Source organism: Corallococcus aberystwythensis (assembly GCF_003612165.1).
Classification (GTDB): Bacteria; Myxococcota; Myxococcia; order Myxococcales; family Myxococcaceae; genus Corallococcus; species Corallococcus aberystwythensis.
On sequence record NZ_RAWK01000195.1, the window covers coordinates 1 to 19,914 of the forward strand.

General features: G+C 71.1%; 18 protein-coding genes. 8 read left to right on the plus strand and 10 right to left on the minus strand.

The window, feature by feature from the left end; all coding sequences use genetic code 11:
* From D7W81_RS27905 to D7W81_RS27915, 3 genes are all read left to right on the plus strand, one after another.
* Positions 1-1,307 (plus strand): class I SAM-dependent rRNA methyltransferase (locus D7W81_RS27905; protein ID WP_438503379.1); only part of this gene is annotated, 1,307 nt, incomplete at its 5' end.
* A 65-nt stretch (positions 1,308-1,372) separates the two neighbouring features.
* On the plus strand, positions 1,373-1,867 hold the full coding sequence (locus D7W81_RS27910) for a YkgJ family cysteine cluster protein (RefSeq protein WP_120558434.1): 495 nt from the start codon (positions 1,373-1,375) through the stop codon (positions 1,865-1,867).
* An 82-nt stretch (positions 1,868-1,949) separates the two neighbouring features.
* Entirely contained in the window at positions 1,950-3,065 is a 1,116-nt protein-coding gene (locus tag D7W81_RS27915; protein WP_120558435.1) for a glycerate kinase, read from the plus strand.
* Between the two features lie 7 nt (positions 3,066-3,072).
* Here D7W81_RS27915 and D7W81_RS27920 read toward each other — a convergent pair whose 3' ends face one another.
* Both D7W81_RS27920 and D7W81_RS27925 read right to left on the minus strand, forming a co-directional pair.
* A complete protein-coding gene (locus tag D7W81_RS27920; RefSeq protein ID WP_120558436.1) occupies positions 3,073-4,041 on the minus strand; it encodes a nicotinamidase in 969 nt (322 codons plus the stop codon).
* Between the two features lie 43 nt (positions 4,042-4,084).
* Positions 4,085-5,530: a nicotinate phosphoribosyltransferase gene (locus tag D7W81_RS27925; RefSeq protein ID WP_120558437.1), complete on the minus strand. Its 1,446-nt coding sequence runs from the start codon at positions 5,528-5,530 to the stop codon at positions 4,085-4,087.
* Between the two features lie 199 nt (positions 5,531-5,729).
* Between D7W81_RS27925 and D7W81_RS27930 the strand changes: the two genes are divergently transcribed.
* Entirely contained in the window at positions 5,730-6,407 is a 678-nt protein-coding gene (locus D7W81_RS27930; protein ID WP_120558438.1) for an MmcQ/YjbR family DNA-binding protein, read from the plus strand.
* A gap of 79 nt (positions 6,408-6,486) precedes the next feature.
* Here D7W81_RS27930 and D7W81_RS27935 read toward each other — a convergent pair whose 3' ends face one another.
* Genes D7W81_RS27935 through epmA form a run of 3 tightly spaced genes read right to left on the minus strand, consistent with a single transcriptional unit; the run spans position 6,487 to position 8,965 of the window.
* Complete coding sequence (locus D7W81_RS27935; RefSeq protein WP_120558439.1) at positions 6,487-7,218, minus strand: inorganic pyrophosphatase; 732 nt, start codon at positions 7,216-7,218, stop codon at positions 6,487-6,489.
* Positions 7,215-7,952 (minus strand): lysophospholipid acyltransferase family protein, encoded by a 738-nt coding sequence (locus D7W81_RS27940; protein ID WP_244227477.1) that lies wholly within the window; start codon positions 7,950-7,952, stop codon positions 7,215-7,217. Before D7W81_RS27940 ends, D7W81_RS27935 begins: the two co-directional genes overlap by 4 nt.
* A complete protein-coding gene (gene epmA / locus D7W81_RS27945) occupies positions 7,952-8,965 on the minus strand; it encodes an EF-P lysine aminoacylase EpmA (protein ID WP_120558441.1) in 1,014 nt (337 codons plus the stop codon). Before epmA ends, D7W81_RS27940 begins: the two co-directional genes overlap by 1 nt.
* 107 nt (positions 8,966-9,072) lie before the next feature.
* Here epmA and D7W81_RS27950 point away from each other — a divergent pair, with 107 nt between their 5' ends.
* Both D7W81_RS27950 and D7W81_RS27955 read left to right on the plus strand, forming a co-directional pair.
* Positions 9,073-10,737 (plus strand): chromosome segregation protein SMC, encoded by a 1,665-nt coding sequence (locus D7W81_RS27950; protein WP_438503380.1) that lies wholly within the window; start codon positions 9,073-9,075, stop codon positions 10,735-10,737.
* A gap of 57 nt (positions 10,738-10,794) precedes the next feature.
* The gene (locus tag D7W81_RS27955; RefSeq protein WP_120558443.1) at positions 10,795-11,334 is read left to right on the plus strand and encodes an FHA domain-containing protein; all 540 of its coding nucleotides are present in this window, start codon (positions 10,795-10,797) and stop codon (positions 11,332-11,334) included.
* Positions 11,335-11,397: 63 nt separating this feature from the next.
* Here D7W81_RS27955 and D7W81_RS27960 read toward each other — a convergent pair whose 3' ends face one another.
* The 4 genes from D7W81_RS27960 to D7W81_RS27975 form a co-directional block, all read right to left on the minus strand.
* A complete protein-coding gene (locus D7W81_RS27960; protein WP_120558444.1) occupies positions 11,398-12,441 on the minus strand; it encodes an SPFH domain-containing protein in 1,044 nt (347 codons plus the stop codon).
* 198 nt (positions 12,442-12,639) lie between these two features.
* Positions 12,640-13,440 (minus strand): ABC transporter permease subunit, encoded by an 801-nt coding sequence (locus D7W81_RS27965; RefSeq protein ID WP_120558445.1) that lies wholly within the window; start codon positions 13,438-13,440, stop codon positions 12,640-12,642.
* Between the two features lie 2 nt (positions 13,441-13,442).
* Positions 13,443-14,402 (minus strand): ABC transporter ATP-binding protein, encoded by a 960-nt coding sequence (locus D7W81_RS27970; protein WP_208721475.1) that lies wholly within the window; start codon positions 14,400-14,402, stop codon positions 13,443-13,445.
* A complete protein-coding gene (locus D7W81_RS27975; RefSeq protein WP_120558450.1) occupies positions 14,399-16,711 on the minus strand; it encodes an ArnT family glycosyltransferase in 2,313 nt (770 codons plus the stop codon). Before D7W81_RS27975 ends, D7W81_RS27970 begins: the two co-directional genes overlap by 4 nt.
* Before the next feature lie 291 nt (positions 16,712-17,002).
* Here D7W81_RS27975 and D7W81_RS27980 point away from each other — a divergent pair, with 291 nt between their 5' ends.
* Positions 17,003-18,304 (plus strand): hypothetical protein, encoded by a 1,302-nt coding sequence (locus D7W81_RS27980; RefSeq protein ID WP_120558446.1) that lies wholly within the window; start codon positions 17,003-17,005, stop codon positions 18,302-18,304.
* Between the two features lie 7 nt (positions 18,305-18,311).
* Positions 18,312-19,175, plus strand: a complete 864-nt coding sequence (locus D7W81_RS27985) for a hypothetical protein (RefSeq protein WP_120558447.1) — start codon at positions 18,312-18,314, stop codon at positions 19,173-19,175.
* Between the two features lie 21 nt (positions 19,176-19,196).
* Here D7W81_RS27985 and D7W81_RS27990 read toward each other — a convergent pair.
* Positions 19,197-19,914 (minus strand): tetratricopeptide repeat protein (locus D7W81_RS27990; RefSeq protein ID WP_368773753.1); only part of this gene is annotated, 718 nt, incomplete at its 5' end.

Genomic DNA, 19,914 nt, shown 5'->3' on the forward strand with positions numbered 1-19,914 from the left:
CCTCTCCCCCTCGCTCCGGCCGGCCCGGCGCCCCTCCCCCCGGACGCGGCGGCAAGCCCGGCGCGCGTCCGGAGAAGCACCACGGCCAGCGCCCCGAGAAGATTCGCCCGGACCGCACGTCGCCGGAGCTGGGCCCGGACGGCACGCCCCAGGTGATGCTCCTGCGCCGCGGCTCCGACCGCTGGCTCGCGGGCCCGCCGTGGATCTACCGCGCGGACCTCAACGGCGACCCCGGCCTCCAGGGCGGTGAAGTCGTGCGCGTGGTGGACGGCCGCGGCTGGTTCATGGGCAAGGCCTTCTATTCGAAGCAGTCCAAGATTTCGCTGCGCTGGCTCACCAACGACGACGTCGCGGTGGACGTGGACTTCTTCCGCCAGCGCCTCCAGTCCGCGGAAGCGCTGCGCAAGCTGGCGCTGCCCGGTGAGACGACGTACCGGCTGGTGCACGGCGAGGCGGACGGCCTGCCCGGGCTCGTGGTGGACCGCTACGGCGACTATCTGAGCGTGCAGTTCCTGGTCCCCGCCATGGAGCAGCGCAAGGCGCTCATTGGAGACCTGCTGGAGGAGCTGTTCCACCCCAAGGGCATCGTCAACCGCTCCGACGTGAGCGTGCGCCACCTGGAGGGCCTCACGCCGGAGAAGGGCCTCTTTCGCGGAGAGCTGCCGCCGGGTCCCGTCTCCTTCGACGAGGGGCTGGTGCGCATGCGCGCGGACCTGCTGGAAGGCCAGAAGACGGGCGCGTTCCTGGACCAGCGCGAGAACCACGTGATGGCGGCGCAGTACGCCTTCGGCGAGGCGCTGGACTGCTTCAGCTACGTGGGCGGGTTCGCGCTCCAGCTGGCCACGCGCGCGAAGCACGTCACCGCGGTGGAGATTTCGGACTCGGCCTCCGCGCAGCTGCGCGACAACGCCCAGGCCAACAAGCTCAGCAACCTGGAAGTGGTGACGGCCAACGCGTTCGACTTCCTGCGCGACGCGGTGGACGAGGGCAAGCGCTACGACACCATCGTGTTGGATCCGCCCTCCTTCGCGAAGAACAAGGACGCGATTCCAGCGGCGCTCCGCGGCTACAAGGAACTCAACCTGCGCGCCTTCCAGCTCTTGCGGCCCGGCGGCATCCTGGTGACCGCGAGCTGCACGTACCATGTGGACGAGCAGGGCTTCGAGGAGATGCTCGCCTCCGCGGCATCGGACGCGAAGCGCCGGGTGCAGATCATCGAGCGCCGCGGCGCCGGCCGTGACCACCCCGTCCTCCTCAACCTGCGCGAAACCCGCTACCTGAAATGTTTCGTGCTGCGCATGCTGTGAGATAGGGTAGGACCCATCCAAGGGGTCCATCCAGCGGGCCCCGACGTGCGGGAATGGTTCAGCTCATGGCACGCCGGGATTGGGACGACGCAGACGATGAGGCCCCCGCGTCCGGTACGCGGGCGTTGGAGCGCGCCCTCCAGGAGACGCGCTCCGTGTACCGCCAGGCGGATGCGGTGTACGGCCCCTACTCGTGTCCGGCGAGCGGCGAGTGCTGCCAGCTGGCCGTCACGAAGCGCCAGCCCTGGCTGTGGCTTCCGGAGTGGGAGCTGCTCAAGCGCAGCAAGCCCCTCCCGCCTCCCCGGGCCGACGGAGGCTGTCCCTACCTGGACCCGGGCGGCCTGCGCTGCACCGTGTACGCGGACCGGCCGTTCGGATGCCGCACGTTCTTCTGCCAGCGCATCCAGGGGCCCGCGCGGCAGCCGTCCGAAGAGGTGGCCCGGCTGCTCCTGCGGTTGGAGCGGATTTCACAGCGCGTGATGCCTTCGCTCCAGGGGCCACGTCCCCTCCTGGAATGGTATGCCGGGGTCAGTACCGCCCCGGCCCGGGAGGAGCAATGAAGACCCTGCTACAGACGCGGTGGCGGAGCGCCCACCGGAGTCCCCCCGTGTCCGCGGGGTCTGAATTCATGGGTGCCCGAGCATGATCCGCCCCCGCTGGTTGCTCGCCCCCCAGGAGTTCAAAGGCACCTTGACCGCGGCAGAGGCCGCGGACGCCATGGCGGAGGGGCTGCGGGAGGCCTCGCTGGACGTGGTGCTGGACGTGGCGCCGCTCGCGGACGGAGGTCCGGGCACGCTGGACGCCCTGCTCGCGGGCACGCCGCGGGGAGAGCGCCGCAAGCTCACGGTGCGGGGCCCGCAGGGCATGCCGGTGGAGGCCTGCTGGGCGCGGCTGGACGAAGGGCGCACGGCGGTGGTGGAGATGGCGCAGGCCTCCGGGCTCTCGCTGGTGCCGCCGGGGCAGCGGGATGCGCGGGCCGCGTGCACGTACGGCACGGGGCAACTGCTGCGTGAGGCGCTGGACTCGGGCTGCGAGCGGCTCATCGTCGGACTGGGCGGCAGCGCCACCACGGATGGCGGCAAGGGCGCGCTGGAGGCGCTGGGCTTCCGCTTCCTGGACGCGGACGGGGCACCGCTGCCTCCGGGCGGCGCGGGGCTCGCGAGGCTCTCGCGCGTGGACGCGAGCGGCAAGCACCCGCGCCTGGAGCAGGTGGAGCTGCTCATCGCCACGGACGTGACGACGCCGCTGTTAGGGAACGACGGTTCCGCGCGCCTCTTCGGTCCGCAGAAGGGCGCGGACGCGGCGACGGTGGAGGAGCTGGAGACGGCGCTGGCCACGTTCTGCCGCATCGTGGATGAAGCCACCGCGAACCTGCCGGGCGCGGGCGCGGCGGGAGGCCTGGGCTACGGCCTCGCGGCGCTCGCGGGCGGCAAGCTGACGTCCGGGTATGTCCTGGTGGCGAGGGCGTTGGGCTTGGACCGGCGGGTGCTGCTCGCGGACCTGGTGCTCACGGGCGAGGGGCGCTTCGACCGGCAGACGTCCATGGGCAAGGGCCCCGTGGCGCTCGCGAGGCTGGCGCGCGCGGAGGGCACGCACGTGGTGCTCTTCGCCGGCGTCGTGCAGCGCGACAACGGACCGGAGCTGACGCTCTTCCAGGAGGTGGTGGAGCTGAGCAGCCAGGCCCGTCCGGGCGCCACCGCCCGGGAGACGCTGCGCGAGGCCACCACGAAGTGGGCGCTCGCGAGGCTGGGCCGGTAGCCCTGCCCTACTCCAGCGGATCCGTCGTCCGCACCACGCGCATCCCGGCGGCGCGGAACCCCTCCAGCGCCTCCTTCGCCAGGCGCGGGAAGTCCAGCGCCGGGGGCAGCGGCTGCAACGGGGGCGCGGGCACGGGGCTCATCGCGTCCTCCAGGATGTGGATGCGCGACAGCTTCGACTTGTCCGTGCGCTCCAGGTACTGCTGGAGGTCGCGCAGCGTGGACAGCACGCAGTGCGAGCTGGCCTGCCCGAAGACGTACACGCGGTCGAACGTCATGAGGTGCTCCATCAGCCGCGCGTTGAACTCGCCCACGCGCTGGCCCTTCACCTCCGTCACCTCCGGCGCCATCACGGAGTAGTTCTCCGTCAGCGGGTGCTCGCCCTTCAATTCGAAGTGCGTGGGCGTGTCCCGCACCAGCGCGTGGAAGAGGCTCGCCTCGTACATCGCGGGCACCAGCGCGTGGCTCTGCCCGCCCAGGAGCGCGTGGTACGGCCAGATGGTCAGCACGTACCGGCCGCTCGCCTCCAGCCCCTCGCAGTACGCCAGGCTCTCCTCCGGATGGCGCGTCGCGCGCCAGCGGCCCTCGCGCACGTCCTTCGCGGTGATGACCGTCATGGGCGCGGGCGGACGCCCTTCCGCGTCCTTCCACCAGCCTGGATGGAAGATTTGGAAGGCCCGGTGCGTGTCCAGGGAGAAGACCAGCCCCGTCAGCCGGTCCAGGTGCGTGTACAGCCAGCGCAGCGTGCGCTGCGTGTCCTCCACCGCGCCCGGGACGAAGAGGCTCGCGCCCGGCGTACAGAAGGCCACCTGCGCGTCGATGCCGAACGCGGCGATGCGCAGGCGGTCCTCGCGGGCCGGACGCACGCGGTGCTCGGCGGCGTAGCGGTAGGCCTCCGCGGAGACCTCCGCCACGCGCTCCAGGTAGAGCTGGCCGACGCGTGCGTCGTCGTGGAACCGGGGTGCGGGCAGCGGCATGACGTCCTCTCCAGGCCCGTCAGGCGCCGCCGCACCTGGGAGGTCAGCGGCCCTGCGGGAAGTGGCGCCGGGTAATCGAATCCACCAGCGCCTGCGTGGTGGCAGTGTACCCGATGCGCTGCTCCTCCGGCGTCAGCCCCTCGGAGCCCACCAGCGTCGGCGTGGACGGGGCCGACTCCATCAGCGGGAAGTAGCCCTGGGGCGTCGCCTCCCCCGCCTGGCCCACCAGCCCCAGCGGGCCGGTGCCCGTGCGGCGGCGGAAGAGGACGGGCGTGCCCGGCACGCTCTGCTTGCCCTCCGCCAGCTCGTTGCCGAACTTCATCACCGGCGTCGCGCCGGAGCACGACAGCTTGTAGATGGCCGCCACCCGGTCGCGCGTCAGCGCATGGGACATGGTGCGCGCCACGATGTGGCCGCCGTAGCCGTAGAACTGCGTCGTCGGCTCCCAGCCCACCTGCTTGCGCAGCTCCTCGAACTCGCGCGTCATCTGCGCATCCAGGCCGTCCTCCAGGATGATGACCGGCTTGATGCCCAGGTCGCGCGCGCGCGTCACCGCGTACAGGTACTGGAGCTTCTTGTTCCCGGAGTCGAACCGGATGGAGTCCCCACCCTGCGGCTCCTCCGAGATGAGCTTGAACGCCGCCGGGATGCCCGACGTCAGCGTGTCGTAGGTGTCCAGCAGGTAGCTGGAGCGCTGGGGCCGGCGCTCGTGCATCGCGCGGTAGGCCGCGTCGTCGGAGCCGTAGCGCTGCACGTGCTCGTGGCCCATGGTGCCCACGGGAATCATCCCCAGCTGGCGCGCGCCCCCCACGTTGCTCGTGCGCTGCACGCCCGCTTCCTGGCACGCGCGCAGGGCCAGCGAGTGCTGCTCCAGGCAGGTCGCCGCGCGAAGCCCCACCTCGAAGATGCGCGAGGGGTCCTCGACGATGTCCACCAGCTCCTTCACCTGCGCCCGCACGCGCCGCAGGTAGCCCTCTGAATCCACCTGGATGGACACGGCCCGCACGCCCACCTGGTCCAGCGTCTCCAGGGCGATGCGCTTCTCCTCTTCACACGACACCGTGGCCAGCGTGCGCGCCAGGGCCTCGCGGTCCTGCAGCGCCTGCGTGGCCACTTGCACACGGTAGTTGAGCTGCAACAGCACCGGCTCCAGCCAGGACACCAGCGCGGAGGGGCCCGTGATGGTGAGGATGGGCTCGCGCGGCAGGAACAGCGCGCCCCGCGGAATCGCGCGCACGGACAGCCGCTCCTTGCGCAGGATGGCCGCCTTGAAGCCCACGCCCATCTCGTAGTCGTGCCGCGCGAGGAACGCGTAGTCGTCCGGCTGCGGCTCCGGCAGCAGGCTCTTGACCCAGGCCGCCAGGTCCAGCGGCATCACCTGGGGCCCGCCCTTGCGGTGCGAGTAGTAGAACGTTTCCTTCCGCAGGGGCCAGCCGGCCTCCGCCATGCTGAACTTGTAGCCATCCGTGGCGAGCAGTGACTGGGGCATCGGGAAGCGACTCCTTATCGTTGACCCCGAGACTATGCGCGTCCCCCACCCCGTACCTAGGGCCAAGGGTTCCGACGGCTGCGGGAAACCACGGGTGGCCTGTCACCCGGCTTTCCTCCTAGAACAGACACATTGGGGAATACGCCGGATGAGACAGGTCCGGCTAAGCTGTCACGACACACAACGAAGCAAGGTGCCCATGCCCGCAGAGAACGAGACGCAGAAGGTCGAAGCGGTACTGCGCGAACATGCGATGAGCTACCCCGGCGCCCACGAGGACTTTCCCTGGGGCCACCGCGCGATGAAGGTCAATGACAAGACCTTCCTCTTCATGACCGTGGACGGCGAGAAGCTGAACCTCTCCGCCAAGCTGCCGGACTCCAAGGACGCCGCCCTCACGCTGCCCTTCACGGAGCCCACCGAGTACGGCCTGGGCAAGAGCGGCTGGGTGACCGCCCACTTCGACGAGGCCTCGCAGGTGCCCGTGCCCGTCATCAAGGCGTGGATCGACGAGAGCTACCGCGCCATCGCGCCCCGGAAGCTCGTGGATCAGCTCCCCGCCCGGGGCACCGCCGTCCCCGGCCCCGCCGCGAAGCTTTCCAAGGCCGCCTCGAAGCTGTCCAAGGCCGCCGCGAGCAAGAAGGCCTCCGCGCGTCAGGCCGCGGCCCCCGCGAAGAAGGCCGCCAAGAAGGTCGTGGCGAAGGTGAAGACCGTGGCCAAGAAGGCCGCCGCCCGCGTGAAGGTCGTGGCCAAGAAGGCCACCCGGAAGGCTTCGAAGACGGTCTCCGCCGCCAAGGCCAAGACGGCGCGCAAGCCCGCCGCTCCGGCCCGTGGCAAGCGCCCCGCCGCCGCGCCCAAGCGCGCCCGCCGCTCCTGAGGCGCGCGCACGACAACGCGCGGAAGAAGGGAGGCCTTCGGGCCGCTCCCTTCCCGCGCGTCAGGACTTCAAGAAGCGGCTACTTCCCGCCCCGGGTGCCCCGGCTCTTGCCGGCCGGCGCCTTGGCCACGGGGGCCTTGCGGCGGGCGGACGACGCGGACTTCTTCGCGGGCTTCGCCTCCGGCTCCACGAACAGCTTGTCGTAGTCGCGCATGCTGCGGCGGATGACCTCCATGGCCTCCTGCCGGTCGTAGACCTCCGCGATCTCCACGCTGCGCTTTCCCTCACCGGGAATCTGCTTGTAGGTGAGGAAGTAGTGCTTCAGGCGGTCCAGCAGCGGGCGCGGCAGCTGCGCGATGTACTGGAGCTCGCCGTAGACGAGGTCCGACTCCAGCACCGCGATGATCTTGTCGTCGGCCTCGTTGCCGTCGACCATCCGGAAGCCCCCCACGGGCACCGCGTGCACCAGCAGGTTGCCGTTGGAGACGACCTTCTCCGTCAGCACGCAGATGTCGATGGGGTCCCCGTCGCCGAGGATGTCCTTGTGGCCGGTGCGCTCCGCGCAGCGCTTCGCCACCTGCTCGCCGCAGTACGTGCGCGGGATGAAGCCGTAGAGCGTGGGGCACTGGCTGCTGAAGCGCTGGGGCCGGTCCAGCATCAGGATGCCGGACTCCTTGTCCATCTCGTACTTCACCGCGTCCGTGGGGACGATCTCGATGTACGCGGTGACGACTTCAGGAGCCTCCGGCCCGGGCGAGATGCCATGCCAGGGATGGGCCTGCGACGTGGTCTGGGTGCTCTTCTTCGTCATGGAGTGTCTCCCGAGCGCTGGCGCGCCTCGGCATACAGGCCGGCCACCGCTTCTTCCAAGCGGCGGGTGAGGGTATCCCGGTCATCCAACGTCAGTCCCTCGGTGGGCACCGGCTTGCCCACCACCAACGCGACCCGCTGGCCCCACTGGATGGCCCGGCCCCCCTTGGGAAGGATGAGCCGGGTCCCGGAGATGGCCATGGGGACGACGGGGACCTGCGCCTGGATGGCCAGCGTGGCCGCGCCCTTCTTGAACGGCCGCAGTTCGCCGTCCGGGCTGCGGGTGCCTTCCGCGTAGAACAGCACGCTGACGCGCTCGCGCAGCGCCGTCACGGCCTCCTGGAGCCGGGCCCGGTCGTCCGCGCCGCCCGTGCGCCGCACGGGGATGTTGCCCGCCATGCGCATGGCCCGGCCGAACACCGGCACCTTGAACAGCTCCGCCTTGGCGATGTAGCGGGTGTGCTTTTCGATGTGCGCGAAGTTCACCATCGCGTCGAAGTGCGACTGGTGGTTGCTCACGAAGACGACGTTGCCGTCCTTCGGGATGTTCTCCAGGCCGAAGGCTTCGTGCTGGACCCCGGCGGCCGCGAGCGACGAGCGCCCCCAGGCCGCCAGCACCTTGTCCGCCGCCGGGTGCTGATCCAACCCGGCCAGCACCGTCACCGTCGCGGACGTGACGCCCGTGAGGCCCACCGTCGCCGTGCCAGCGAACAGCGTCTGGAGCACCTTGAGCATCAGACGAACCCGTGCGCGGGGAACAGGAGGACGTCCTCGATGCGCTGGACCCCGAGCAGCAGCATCAGGATTCGGTCGAGCCCCACGGCGATGCCCGCCGAAGGCGGCATGCGTCCCACCGCCTCCAGGAAGCGCTCGTCCAGGGGATACACGGCGCGGCCCAGCTTGCGGCGCAGCTCCTGCTCCTCCACGAGCCGCGCGCGCTGCTCCGCCGCGTCCGTCAACTCGGAGAAGCCGTTCGCCAGCTCCAGCCCCTTCGCGTACAGCTCCACCCGCTCCGCCACGCGGCCGTCGCCGGGCTTCAGCCGGGACAGCGCCGCCATGGACGCGGGGTACTCGATGAGGAACGTGGGCCGCTCGTGCCCCAGCCCCGTCTCCACCTTCTGCAGGAACAGGTGGAAGAAGACGTCGTCGAAGGACGTCGCGTCCCCGGTGCGCACGCCCGCGGCTTCCACCGCCCGCTTGAGCGACGCGCCGTCCGGGTGCACGTGGATGTCCACGCCCGTGGCGCGAAAGACCGCGTCCCGCACCGTCACGCGCTCGTACGGCGTGCGGGTGAAGAACGCGGGGTCCGCGCCGGGCTCGCCGTCCTTCGCGTCCGCCGCCGCCCGGCCCGCCGCCGCCAGCGCGCCCTCCAGGTCATCCATGATGGCGTGGTAGTCCGCGTGCGGCCGGTAGAACTCCAGCAGCGTGAACTCCGGGTTGTGCGTCTGGGACACCTCGCCATTCCGGAAGACCTTGCAGATCTGGAACAGCGGCCCCGCGCCTTGCGCGAGCAGGCGCTTCATCGCGTATTCAGGGCTGGTGTGCAGGTACAGCGTGCGGGCCTTGCCCAGGTCCGTCTCCGGGACGAAGGGCGTTTCGAAGGCGGAGATGTACGGCTCCATGCCGGGGGTGGGCACGAGCAGCGGTGTCTCGACTTCCAGGTATCCCTGGCCGGCGAAGAACTGACGCAGGGCGGAGTACAGGCCCTGGCGTCCTCGGGCCGCCCGCCATGGGTTTACGTTGGGCATCGGCAGGTCGGAAGTAACATGGGCGGCCCATGTCCCCAAGGATTCCGTCCCTCCTCGCCGCCGCCGTGTGTTTGCTGAGCGCCTGTCACAAGGCGCCGCCCCCGGTCGTGGTCCCCCCTCCCAGCGAGGAAGAGCAACTGACCGGGGAGGTGAATGCCCTGTCCGCGGAGGCCGCCCTCTTGCTGGAGGAGCAGCACCGGCTGGTCTGGGACTACTGGACGGAGGGAAAGGCGGTGGACATCGCCGCCACCTACAGCGGCAAGCAGGCCCTCTTCAGCCTGGAGAACCTGCGCCGCATCGACCGGCTCCGGCACCTGACGAAGGACCCGCGCGAGCTGCGCGCCCTCACCGCGCTGCACGGCCACTTCGCCGGCGAGTTCCTGGCGCGCGAGCTGGCCGAACACAACGATGCGACCGCCAACCTGGAGGCGTCGCTCAAGCTGAGCGTGGACGGGCGCGAGGTGCGCTACCACGACCTGGAGCGGCTGCTCGCCAACGAGCGGAGCGCTCTCAAGCGCAAGGCGCTCTACGCGGCGGCCACGCCCGCGCTCACCCGCCTCAACCAGACGCTCCTGCGCCGCGAGGCGAAGACCGGGGAGCTGGTGAAGCAGATGGGCTTCGAGTCCTACGAGGCCTTCGGCAGCGAGCTGCGGCAGGCGGACCTGGAGCGGCTGGCGCAGCTGGCGGAGGAGGTCCTCCAGGCCACGCAGGAACCGTACCGCCTGGTGATGGAGCGGCTCTCCCAGCGCGAGCTGGGGCTGCCCTTCGCGCAGATTTCGCGCGCGGACATCCCGCGCCTGTTCCGCTCGCGCGAGGTGGAGGACGCGTTCCCCAAGGGTGAGTCGCTGGCGAAGGCGCAGGCCACGGTGGCGGGGCTGGGCATCGACCTGAACGCGCTGCCCAACGTGAAGGTGGACGCGCGCGACCTGCCCCGGAAGAACCCGCGTCCGCTGGCCATGGCGGTGAAGGTGCCTTCCGACGTACGGCTGTCCTTCAAGCCGGGCACGGGCGTGCTGCACCAGGGCCGCGTGCTGCACGAGGTGGGGCACCTGCTCCACACGGCCTTCACGCAGGAGCAGCGCTTCGAGCTGGCGCGGCTGGGCAACCCCACCGTGGGCGAGGCGTTCTCGGCGCTCTTCGAGGACCTGCTGGAGGACCCGGTGTGGCTGGAGGAGAACGCGGGCGTGCTGGGGGATGCGGACAAGCGCGCCCAGTACCTGGCGGCGTCCAGCGCGCACAAGCTGTACCTCATCCGCCACGCGGCGGGCCGGCTGCTCTACCAGCTGGAGCTGCACCGCCGCACGGACGTGGATCCGCGCGAGCTGTATCGCGCACTGATGGCGCGCACCGGCGCCATGCCCATGACGGGGGACGACGTGGAGCGCTACCTCGTGGACCAGGAGGACTTCTACCAGTCCGCCGACAGCTTCCGCGCGTGGTTCCTGGCGGGGCAGCTCCAGGGGCAGCTCAAGGCGCGCTTCGGCCCGGCGTGGTGGCACGCGCCGGAGGCGGGCGCGTTCCTCAAGGAGCTCTGGGCCCGGGGCACCGCGCCCTCCGCGCGCGAGCTGACGCAGGCCCTGGGGGAGAACGGCCTCGCGCCGGACGTGCTGCTGTTGCGGCTGAGCACCACGCTCCAGGTGCCCATGAAGCTGGACCTGCGCCGGCTGGACGACACGCCCGCGCCGCCGCCCGCGCCTGCCTCACCGGCGACGACGCCGACCTCGGGGCCGCAGCAGATGCCCCGCGCGCAGGCGGCGCCGCTGCCCTCCTAGGCCCAGGCCCTTGCGGGCCCTTCCCGTCCCCGCCGGTTGCACGTAGGGTCCAAAGCCATGGTGTCCGTGAAACAGCTCCGTCCCTTCGCGAGCGCATCGCTGGAGTCCTTCCGGGCCGCGTCCGGCGCCGTGGCCCTCATCCAGCAGCCCGTGGAGGCCACCTTCAAGGCCGTGGCTCCGGCCATGGTGGGCATGCGCACGGTGGGGATGGCGCACCGCTCGCGCATGGAGGAGCGGCTGCTCGCGATGCTGCGCGACTTCGACAACCTGGAGGTGCACTTCCTCGAGCCGAAGCAGGACGGCGAGGAGTTCACCGTGGGCCGCACGGACTCGTGCGACCTCATGGTGCCGGAGCCCTCCGTCTCCCAGCACCACGCCACCCTGCGCTGGAACGCGGGCGCCGGGGACTTCTCCGTGCGCGACGCCCAGTCCATGAACGGCACCTTCATCAACGGCGCGCCCCTGGCCTTCAAGGCCCAGGTGATGCTCCACGACGGCGCCACGCTGGCCTTCGGCGACGTGCAGTTCCTCTACCTGCGCGCGGAGACGCTGCACGCCCACCTGCGCCTCGCCGTGCCGGGCACGCCCGCCCCCTGAAACGCGAGAAGGCCCCGCCTCCCAGGGGGAGACAGGGCCCTCACGTCACGACAGGCGCGGTGATTACAGCAGCTTCATCAGCTCCGCGCGCTTGGCGTTGTACTCCTCGTCGGAGAGCACGCCCGCGTCCTTCAGCTCCTTGATCTCCTTGAGCCGCTGCGCCGGGCTGCGCGTGTCCGCCGGAGGGGCCGCCTGCGCGGGCTCCGCGGGGCGCTGATTCTGCTGGTTCTGCTGGTTCGCGAACATCTGCGCCATGCCGAACCCCATGCCCATGCCCATGCCCTGCGCGGCGCCGTCGGCGCCGCTACCGCCCTTGGCCATGCCCTCGGACGCGCCGAGCATCGCCTGGCCTTGCGCGTACTGCTGGAAGCCGCCCGCCAGCCGCGAGTACGCGACGTCCTTGGACAGCTTCTTCAGGGTGACTTCGTCCTCGGGCTTGATGCTGACGACGAAGTTGCCCATGCGGACGATGGTGAGGCCGTAGGAGTCCACGTGCGGCTTCAAGCCGGCGAGGATCTCCTGCTCCATCTCCTCCACGTAGGCGCCGCTCGTCACATCCAGCAGCGGCCACTTCTTCTTCACCAGCAGCTCGGCGGTGCGGTCGCGCGTCACCTTGAGGACCTGGCCCTTGAACCAGCCCAGGAACTCCTCGTTGGAGGCGCGGCCCATGCCCACCAGGCCCACCACGAGCTTCTCCGGCTCCGTCACGCGGATGGAGAAGTCGCCGTACACCATGGTGCCGATGCCCAGGCCCGTCTCCGGGTCGCGCACGTCACCGATGGGGCCGCCGAACTTCACGCCCGTGTGCTCGCGGTTGGAGACGAAGAAGATCTCCGCCATGAACATGTTGCCGCCGGTGAAGCCCTCCAGCAGGCGCGACAGGAACGGGATGTTGTTGGTGTCCAGCGTGTGGCGGCCGGGCCCCAGCTTCCCCTCCACCTTGCCGTCCTTGACGAACAGCGCCACCTCATCCGCGTCCACGGTGAGCTGCGTCTTCATCCGGACGTTCTTCTCCGGATACTTGTAGACGATCTCACCCTTCGCGCTGTCCGCGCGGGCGATGAAGTTCCGCTGCGCTTCGCCCTTGATGCTGTCGAAGATCCCCATGTCTGTTTCAGCGCCTCCGTGGCCGCGTGGGCGGCAGGTCTTCAAAGCTTCGTAACCCCAACCCCTAAATGCGGGGCCGCCAGCGCGAAAGCGCCACCGCGCTTCCCCTCTGGCCTACACCCGGGAACATAACAGCTTCACGAGCGCCTGCCCGTCCGGCCGGCCCCCTGGCAGTCCAGTCTCCAACCCGCCAGTGACTCAACCCCAGCGGCTGACCAGACGTTCCCGGTCCAGGAGCCGGATGCTGGCCGCCAGGAGGATGAGGTCCAGCACCAGCACCACCGCGCCCTGGATGGCGTAGTACCCCAGCCCCGCCTTGAGCACCCCGGCCACCTGCCCGCCCACCAGCCCCACCAGTGGCAGCACCACCAGCGCGGACAGCTGCTGCGCCATGCGCGCCTCGCTCACCCGGGCGGAGATGAGCACCGCGACGCCGTTGCCGAAGAAGGCGAACAGCGGCGCGAGCACGAACACGCCGAAGCCCCACAGCGCATCGGGCATCAGCGGCGCGCCCACGAGCGGCCACGCCACCCAGTCCACGCCCACGCAGAACACGGCGAACGCGAACCAGGTCATCACCACCGCGGGCACCAGCGCGGCCAGGCTCTTGCCAGCCACCAGCTCCGCCGAGGACACGGGCGACGCCAGCAGGGGCTCCAGCGTGCGGCGCTCCTTCTCCCCCGCCACGCTCTGGGACGCGATGAGGATGGGGATGAAGACGGGCATCACCAGGAACATGCCGAACCAGTCGGTGAGCGACTTGTCGATGAGGAAGCGCGCCGCGCTCGCGCCCAGGGGCAGCGTGGGGTCGTAGAAGAGCGCCACCGTGCGCAGGTCCGCATGGTTCGGCTCCCGCACGTACGTCCACACCACGCCAATGGGCACCGTCACCATCACCAGCGGCAGCACCGCCATGGACACGAGCAGACCCACGTTCTTGCGCAGGTCCAGCGAGTCCTTCCAGAACACCGCCAACGCACGTCGCGGCCGGAAGGCCATGCTCACGTCTCCTCTTCCCGCAGCAGGTCCAGGTACACCTCTTCCAGGGGTCGCTGCGCGGGCACCACGCTGTGCACGCGAGCCCCCACGCCCACCAGGCACGCCACCACGTCCGGCGCCTGGGCCTCCTCGGCCACCATCACCCGCAGGCGGCCGCCCTCCACCAGCACGTTGGGCCGGAAGGGCAGCGCCTTCAGCGCGGGCACGAACGCCGCCGCGTGGCCCTCCACGCGCACGTCCAACGACTGCCCCGAGCGGCGCAGCTCGCGCACCGGGCCCAGCGCCAGCAGGCGGCGGCGCACCACGGCCACGCGCTCGCACAGCCGCTCCACCTCCGCCAGGTTGTGCGAGCACAGGACGATGGTGCGTCCCTCGGAGGCCAGCTCCGCCACCGCGTCGCGCACGGTGCGCGCGGACTCGGGGTCCAGGCCGCTGGTGGGCTCATCCAGGAAGATGACGCGCGGGTCGTGCACCAGCGTGCGCACGATGGCCAGCTTCTGGCGCATGCCCTTGCTGAAGCTGCCGCACGGGTCGTCCTCGCGGCCCCCCAGCCCGAAGCGGTCCAGGTAGTGCTTCGCGCGAGGCCACGCGGTGGACTCGTCCAATTCATGCAGCTTCATGAAGAAGCGCAGGTTCTCCCGCGCGGTGAGCCGGTCGTAGAGCCCCGGCTGTTCGGTGAGCAGCCCCACCACCTTGCGCAGCGCTTCACCGTCGTGCGTGACGGAGTGGCCCCACACCTCCGCGTCGCCACGGGAGGGCTTGAGCAGCCCCGTGAGCATGCGCACCGTCGTCGTCTTGCCCGCGCCGTTGGGGCCCAGGAGGCCGAACACCTCTCCGGGCCGCACGTCGAAGGTCAGGTCCTCCACGGCGGTGCGCTCACCGAAGCGCTTCGCCAGCCCGCGCACGCGCAGGCCTCCCCTCACGGGGGACTCCGCGAGCGGGGGCGGGACGAAGATGCTCACTCGATGGTCACCAGGACGAACTTGTTGTTGATGTCGCGGTCCACGAGGGTGACCGTCTTGTCGGTGCCCACCGCGTTGCGCAGCAGGTTCACGCGGTTGTGCTCCACCAGCGCCCACTCGCGGCCGGGCCGCGACGCGTACTGGCGCATGCGCGTGTTGGCGTCATTGGCGCGGAACTGCTCCACCGTGTTGCGCGAGTAGAACGTCTCACCACGCCAGTTCATCATGTACGCGGCGATGGGCTCTCCCGCCTGGCGCTGGGCGTAGTAGCGCCAGAACAGGTCGCGCTGCGTCCAGTGGTGGGACAGGTCCACCCAGTGGCCCCAGTTGAACCAGAGCGCGAACGCCGCGGCCAGGCCCCAGAACGTGCTGAAGAGCATCACGCGCGAGCGCTGCAGCGCGGCCACCGCCGCCAGCACGCCGGCCACGCCGAACGCGAAGCCCATGCCCACCTTCACGTTGATGGTGCCGGACAGGGCCTTGAACAGCGCGTCCGACGCGGGCGGGCCCCGGAAGCCGCGCACCGCCAGCGCCACGCCCACGAGCGCGAAGCCGAAGCCCACCGCCTGGAGCACCGTGCGCCCCGGCGCCTCCTCCGGCCGCGACGCCTGCCAGAAGAGGAAGCCCCCGGTCGCCAGCAGCGCCACGCCCCACAGCCCCATCGCGGACACCTGCCCCTGCGACGCGACGGCGGCCAGTGTGGCCCCGCCGGTGAGCAGCAGACCCAGCGCGATGGCACGCCCGGCGGCCGGACGCTCCAGCTTCGCCTTGGAGGAGAACGCGTCGAAGGCCAGGTACACGCCGAAGGCCAGCAGCACCAGCGTCACCAGGTCGCCCATCCACAGCGGGCGCGAGGAGAAGAACGCGATGGGCTTGGTGACCAGGTCCTGCGGGTAGGGCCGGTCGTAGTTGTAGACGAACAGGTCGGTGAAGTCCTTGGGGTTCTCCGCCAGGTCCTTGCCCACCAGGATGAAGAGCACCAGGCCGAAGATGAGGCTCACGGCGTGTTCGGAGATGCCGTCCTTCCACAGCCGGTCCACGAACAGCGCGATGAGGATGGCCAGGCCCGGCAGCACCGGGAACACGTAGTGGTGGAACTTCGTCGCGCTGGAGGCCAGCAGGTAGAACGCGAACGCCACCCACAGCACGGCGATGAGCGCCAGGTGGTCCGCCTTGTCCCGCGAGCGCAGCTTCAGGCGCGACACGACCGCGAACGCGCCGGGGATGAGCGCCACCCACGGGAAGATGGCGAAGCCGCCCTGTTCGATGAAGTAGGTGAACGACCCGCCCGGCGTGGTGGTGTGCACGCCCGCCGTGAGGCGGTTCAGGTGGTCGTGGATGAAGAAGCGGTACCAAAACAGCTTGCCCTCGTCGTCCACGCCGCCAAAGAGGCACAGCGTCAGGTACCAGGGCACCGCCACCGCCGCGAACACGAGGATGCCCGTGCCCAGCTTCATCCGGTACATCTGCGCCCACAGCACGGGCATGGTCCGCGTGCCCGCGCGCACCTGGGCGCGGACCTCGCCGCTGGTGAGCCAGCGCAGGTGCGCCTCCAGGCTCTCGCGGCTCCAGGGGATGACGCCCGCGACCGCGTACAGCACCAGGATGACCGCGGGCAGGCCCACGCCCAACAGGCCCTTGGCCAGCGTGGCCAGGCCCGCGAAGACGTAGAACGCGTACCACCAGCCGGCGCGGTGCTTCGTGGTGTCGTCCAACTGCCCGATGATCGCGCACGCCATGGCGCACACGAAGGTGGTGACGAAGGGCGTGTCGGTGACGGTCTGCCGGGTGAGCAGGAAGTACAGCGGCATGGTGGCCAGCACGAAGCCCGTGGCCAGGCCCGCGCGCATGCTCACCACCCGCGCCACCGCCAGCGACAGGAGCGCCACGGCGGTGATGCTCAGGAGGGCGAAGGGCATGCGCATGCCCCACTCCGTGTAGAGGCCCATGGCGCCGTCGCCCCGGAGCGCGCCGACGAGGTTCATCCCCAGCGCCTGCATCCACATGGTGAGCGGCGGCTTGGAGAAGAACCACGCGTTCTCCCAGAAGGGATAGACGTAGTCGCTGCGCTGGATCATCTGCCGGCCCACTTCGCCGTAGTGGGTCTCCCAGGGGTCCCAGAGGCCCACGGCGCCCAGGTAGGGCACGAAGAGCAGCGCCGCGAAGCCCGCGGTCGCCAGGACCACGCGCGCGCTGAAGGACAGGGCCAGCCACCGCCTGCCCCATGAAGACGTCAGGGTGTCCTCACCGAGGATGGCCTGGGTGAAGGTGGATTCCCCCTGCGAGTTCTTTTCGCCGTCGCTTGCCACGCGCGCGTGCTCCTTCGTCGTCCGGGACGGGCCCACCGTGCACCACATGGGGCCGGGGGGCTTATATCCCCGCCACCCCCGCCGGTCGACCGACCTGGAAGGGGGTGCGTCGTTCTCGCGCCAGCGCGTGCCCGCCATGTGCACAGGGGTTGTGCAGGCGCCTGCACAGCCGCACGGGCAAGTCCGCGAAAGCCCGCCGCCCAGCCAGGGGCACGGGCCTTGTAAGGGCCCCCCATCACGAAGCCTGACCGCGTGGCCGGAACGCGGAAGGCCGCTCATCAAGGAGCAGTGATGCTGGTTTCAGCGGTGACCCTGGGGTGTGCGCTCCTGCTGGGGCAGACGGAGGTGCCGGCAGTCGCGGGACCGGAGGCGCCGGTGGAAGCGCCCGTAGAGGCGAACGCGGTCCTGTCCTCGGAGCCGCCCAGGACGCCGGGGCCGTGGGACTTCCAGATGGCCATTCCGGACGCGGCGTCTCCCCAGCAATCCAACGAAGGACAGGCGCTGTGCCTCCCGCTTCCGCCCACGCCCGCGGTCCCCTCCGGACAGTGGCGGGCCCGCTGTGACGACGCCAGGAAGGAGTGCCTGGTGTCCCCCGCCCACGAGCTGGACTCGAAGGGTCACGAGAACGACCAGCCCCTGCAGCGGGTGGACCGGTGCCTTCCGCTGATGCTGACGCTGGAGAAGGCGCTCGAGTACCGCCTGGTGCCCGCCATCGCGGAGGCGCCACCGGGCTGGTACCGCGACGAGCGCGGGCGGGTGCTCCAGTACAACTTCGACCTGCACCGGCGCGTGCGCCTGGGCGGGGCCTGGGCGCCGCGATGGCTGCGCGAGACGGACGGCGTGGACGAGCGCGTGCGCGTGGACTTCGGTGTGGACCTGGAGTGGCCGGGAGAGTCGGACCGGCTGCACCGGATGACGCTGCTGGACACGGAGCTGTACCTGGGGGACGCGGCGTCCTACGAGGCCACCCTGCTGCGCTACGACTTCCGCAGTCAGAACGACGCGCCGCTCTTCCGGGTGACCACGTTCTACGGACGCGCCCGGCGCTTCGACGTCCACGCCAACCTGGGCTTCTGGATGGAGGTGCTCCACGGCGAACAGGTGCGCCGCGAGGACGTGCACGCGGACTTCCTCTCCCTGGCCGCGACGCACGTGACGCTGGACCTGTGGCACTCGGAAGACCTCGTGTCCTACGTGCGCGTGCGGGCAGGTCCGTCCGTGGAGCGCGACCGGACGAATGGCTTCTTCACGCTCGTCCCCGCGGCAGCGCTGGAGGGAGACTTGACGCTGGACCGGGACGGCTTCCACCACGTGCGCTTCGGCGCGGAGGCCCAGAAGGTGCTGCTCGCGGAGCGCGTGGAGGGCCGGCCCCTGCGTCCGGAGCGGCTGCGGCTGCGCGCGGGCTACGAGGTCATCGCCCTGGCCATCAACGACCAGCCCGTGAGCCTGACGCTGGACGGGCGAGGCACGTGGCGCGACGACGTGGCGAACGCGCCCGCGGGCTGGGAGTGGTCCGCCCAGGCGGGCCTGCGCTTCTCCCTGTGGGCTCCGGCGAGACGGTCCGCGCCGGCGTCCGCTCCCGGAAAGGGCTAGGTCCGGGATGGTGGCGCTCGCGCTGGCATTGCTCCTGGGCACCCTGCCCGGCCCCGGCCTGTCGTGTGAGGGCCGGACGGCGGCCGGGGAGACGTTCCCCACCTGCTTCGACCCCGGCACCGGCTGGGTGCTGGGCACCACGCTGCGTGTGCAGGACGGCGAGGAGGCCCTCGGCCTGCGCACGGGGTTGCTGGTGCGCGTGGCGCGCTCGAGCGGCAGCAAGACGGACTCCCTGTGGTTCGACTCGCACCGGCTGCTGATGACGGAGGCGTGGGGCGGCGAGCACGAGGGGCTGACCGTCACCGCGTACGAGGGCCTGCTGCGAAGGCACGTGGAGGAAGGCGCCATCCTCATCCCGATGGGCCGGCCCCGGCGCATCCCCTTCCCGTTCGACGTGGCGCTCGCGGTGCGCGCGGCGCACCTGGAGCGGCGCACGTGGGAAGGCGCGGGCTGGACGCTGGAGACAGGCCGCGTGGGGCTCTTGCTGGATCCCCTTCGCACGAACACGGAGTGGGGCTGGCTGGCCGTGGGCCCCGCCGCGAGTCATGCCCTGTGGCATGGACCGGACGGGACCCGGAACGAGGTGTCCCCCTTCACGTCCCTGCTGCTCGACGCAGGCTGGGAGACGCGGGATGGCAGGTGGGCCCTGCGCGCGACGGGGCTCGCGGGCTGGAGCTTCGACTTCGACGGCGGCTCCCGGTTCCGGGCCCGCGGAGAGGTCGCGCTGGAGCACGTGCTCCTCGCCGTCAACGACGCGCCGGTGTTCGTGCGGCTCACGGCCACGGGCGTGCGCAACGACGCGGGGCTCTTCCGCCGGAGCGAAGGGATGCTGGGCGCGGGGCTCGCGGTGCGCCCCTTCGGCGAGCGCTGAACCCTGGCGCCGGACGTCCGGCTACGGCCCCGGCGTCCCGACCGCCGCCTTCAAGGCGCCCTCCGCCGCGCGCAGCCGGGCATCGCGTGGATCCACACGGAGGGCCTCCTCCAGCCGCAGCAGGGCCCCGGCGGGGTCGCCTCGCGCCAGCGCACAGCGCACGCCCGCCTCCAGCGCGCCCGTATCGGACGGCCCGTACACCCGCGCCTCCGCCGCCGCGTGACAGCCCTCCTCCACCTGCCCGGATTCGAAGTAGGCGCGGGCCAGGTCCACGCGCGTATCGACCTGCGTCGGCGCCAGCCGCACCGCCAACGTCAGGGGCTCCACCGCGTCCGCCGGCAGCCCCCACCGCCGCAGGGAATGCCCCAGCTCCCGCAGCGGCCCCGCCACGCCCGGCACCAGCAGCGCCCGGGCCCGGGCGACCCGCAGGCTCGCGGGCTCCTCGAAGCGCACGTCCGCCGCCATCCGCTCCACCACGCGCGCGTACGCCGGATAGGCCTGGGGCCAGGTGAAGACGAGCCGGTACACCCACTCGCCACGCGGCACGAACCACGCCACCAGGTGCGTGCGCCCGCCCGGCCCGTCCAGCTCCGCGCGGATCCGCTGCGCCGGCCGGCCGCCCAGCGACGCAGGCTCCACGCCCCCCGCGGACACCGTGCGCCCCTCCGGCCCCGCCACGCCCGGCACCAACGACGCATCCAGGAAGTGCCGGGCGTGGCGGGGCCGGAGGGGCGCACGG

Excerpts from the sequence above, each read along its gene's own strand:
- D7W81_RS27910 (WP_120558434.1), top strand. The coding sequence starts at position 1,373 with ATGGCACGCCGGGATTGGGACGACGCAGACGATGAGGCCCCCGCGTCC.
- D7W81_RS27915 (WP_120558435.1), top strand. The coding sequence starts at position 1,950 with ATGATCCGCCCCCGCTGGTTGCTCGCCCCCCAGGAGTTCAAAGGCACC.
- D7W81_RS27920 (WP_120558436.1), bottom strand. The coding sequence starts at position 4,041 with ATGCCGCTGCCCGCACCCCGGTTCCACGACGACGCACGCGTCGGCCAG.
- D7W81_RS27925 (WP_120558437.1), bottom strand. The coding sequence starts at position 5,530 with ATGCCCCAGTCACTGCTCGCCACGGATGGCTACAAGTTCAGCATGGCG.
- D7W81_RS27930 (WP_120558438.1), top strand. The coding sequence starts at position 5,730 with ATGCCCGCAGAGAACGAGACGCAGAAGGTCGAAGCGGTACTGCGCGAA.
- D7W81_RS27935 (WP_120558439.1), bottom strand. The coding sequence starts at position 7,218 with ATGACGAAGAAGAGCACCCAGACCACGTCGCAGGCCCATCCCTGGCAT.
- D7W81_RS27940 (WP_244227477.1), bottom strand. The coding sequence starts at position 7,952 with ATGCTCAAGGTGCTCCAGACGCTGTTCGCTGGCACGGCGACGGTGGGC.
- epmA (WP_120558441.1), bottom strand. The coding sequence starts at position 8,965 with ATGCCCAACGTAAACCCATGGCGGGCGGCCCGAGGACGCCAGGGCCTG.
- D7W81_RS27955 (WP_120558443.1), top strand. The coding sequence starts at position 10,795 with ATGGTGTCCGTGAAACAGCTCCGTCCCTTCGCGAGCGCATCGCTGGAG.
- D7W81_RS27960 (WP_120558444.1), bottom strand. The coding sequence starts at position 12,441 with ATGGGGATCTTCGACAGCATCAAGGGCGAAGCGCAGCGGAACTTCATC.
- D7W81_RS27965 (WP_120558445.1), bottom strand. The coding sequence starts at position 13,440 with ATGGCCTTCCGGCCGCGACGTGCGTTGGCGGTGTTCTGGAAGGACTCG.
- D7W81_RS27980 (WP_120558446.1), top strand. The coding sequence starts at position 17,003 with ATGCTGGTTTCAGCGGTGACCCTGGGGTGTGCGCTCCTGCTGGGGCAG.
- D7W81_RS27985 (WP_120558447.1), top strand. The coding sequence starts at position 18,312 with ATGGTGGCGCTCGCGCTGGCATTGCTCCTGGGCACCCTGCCCGGCCCC.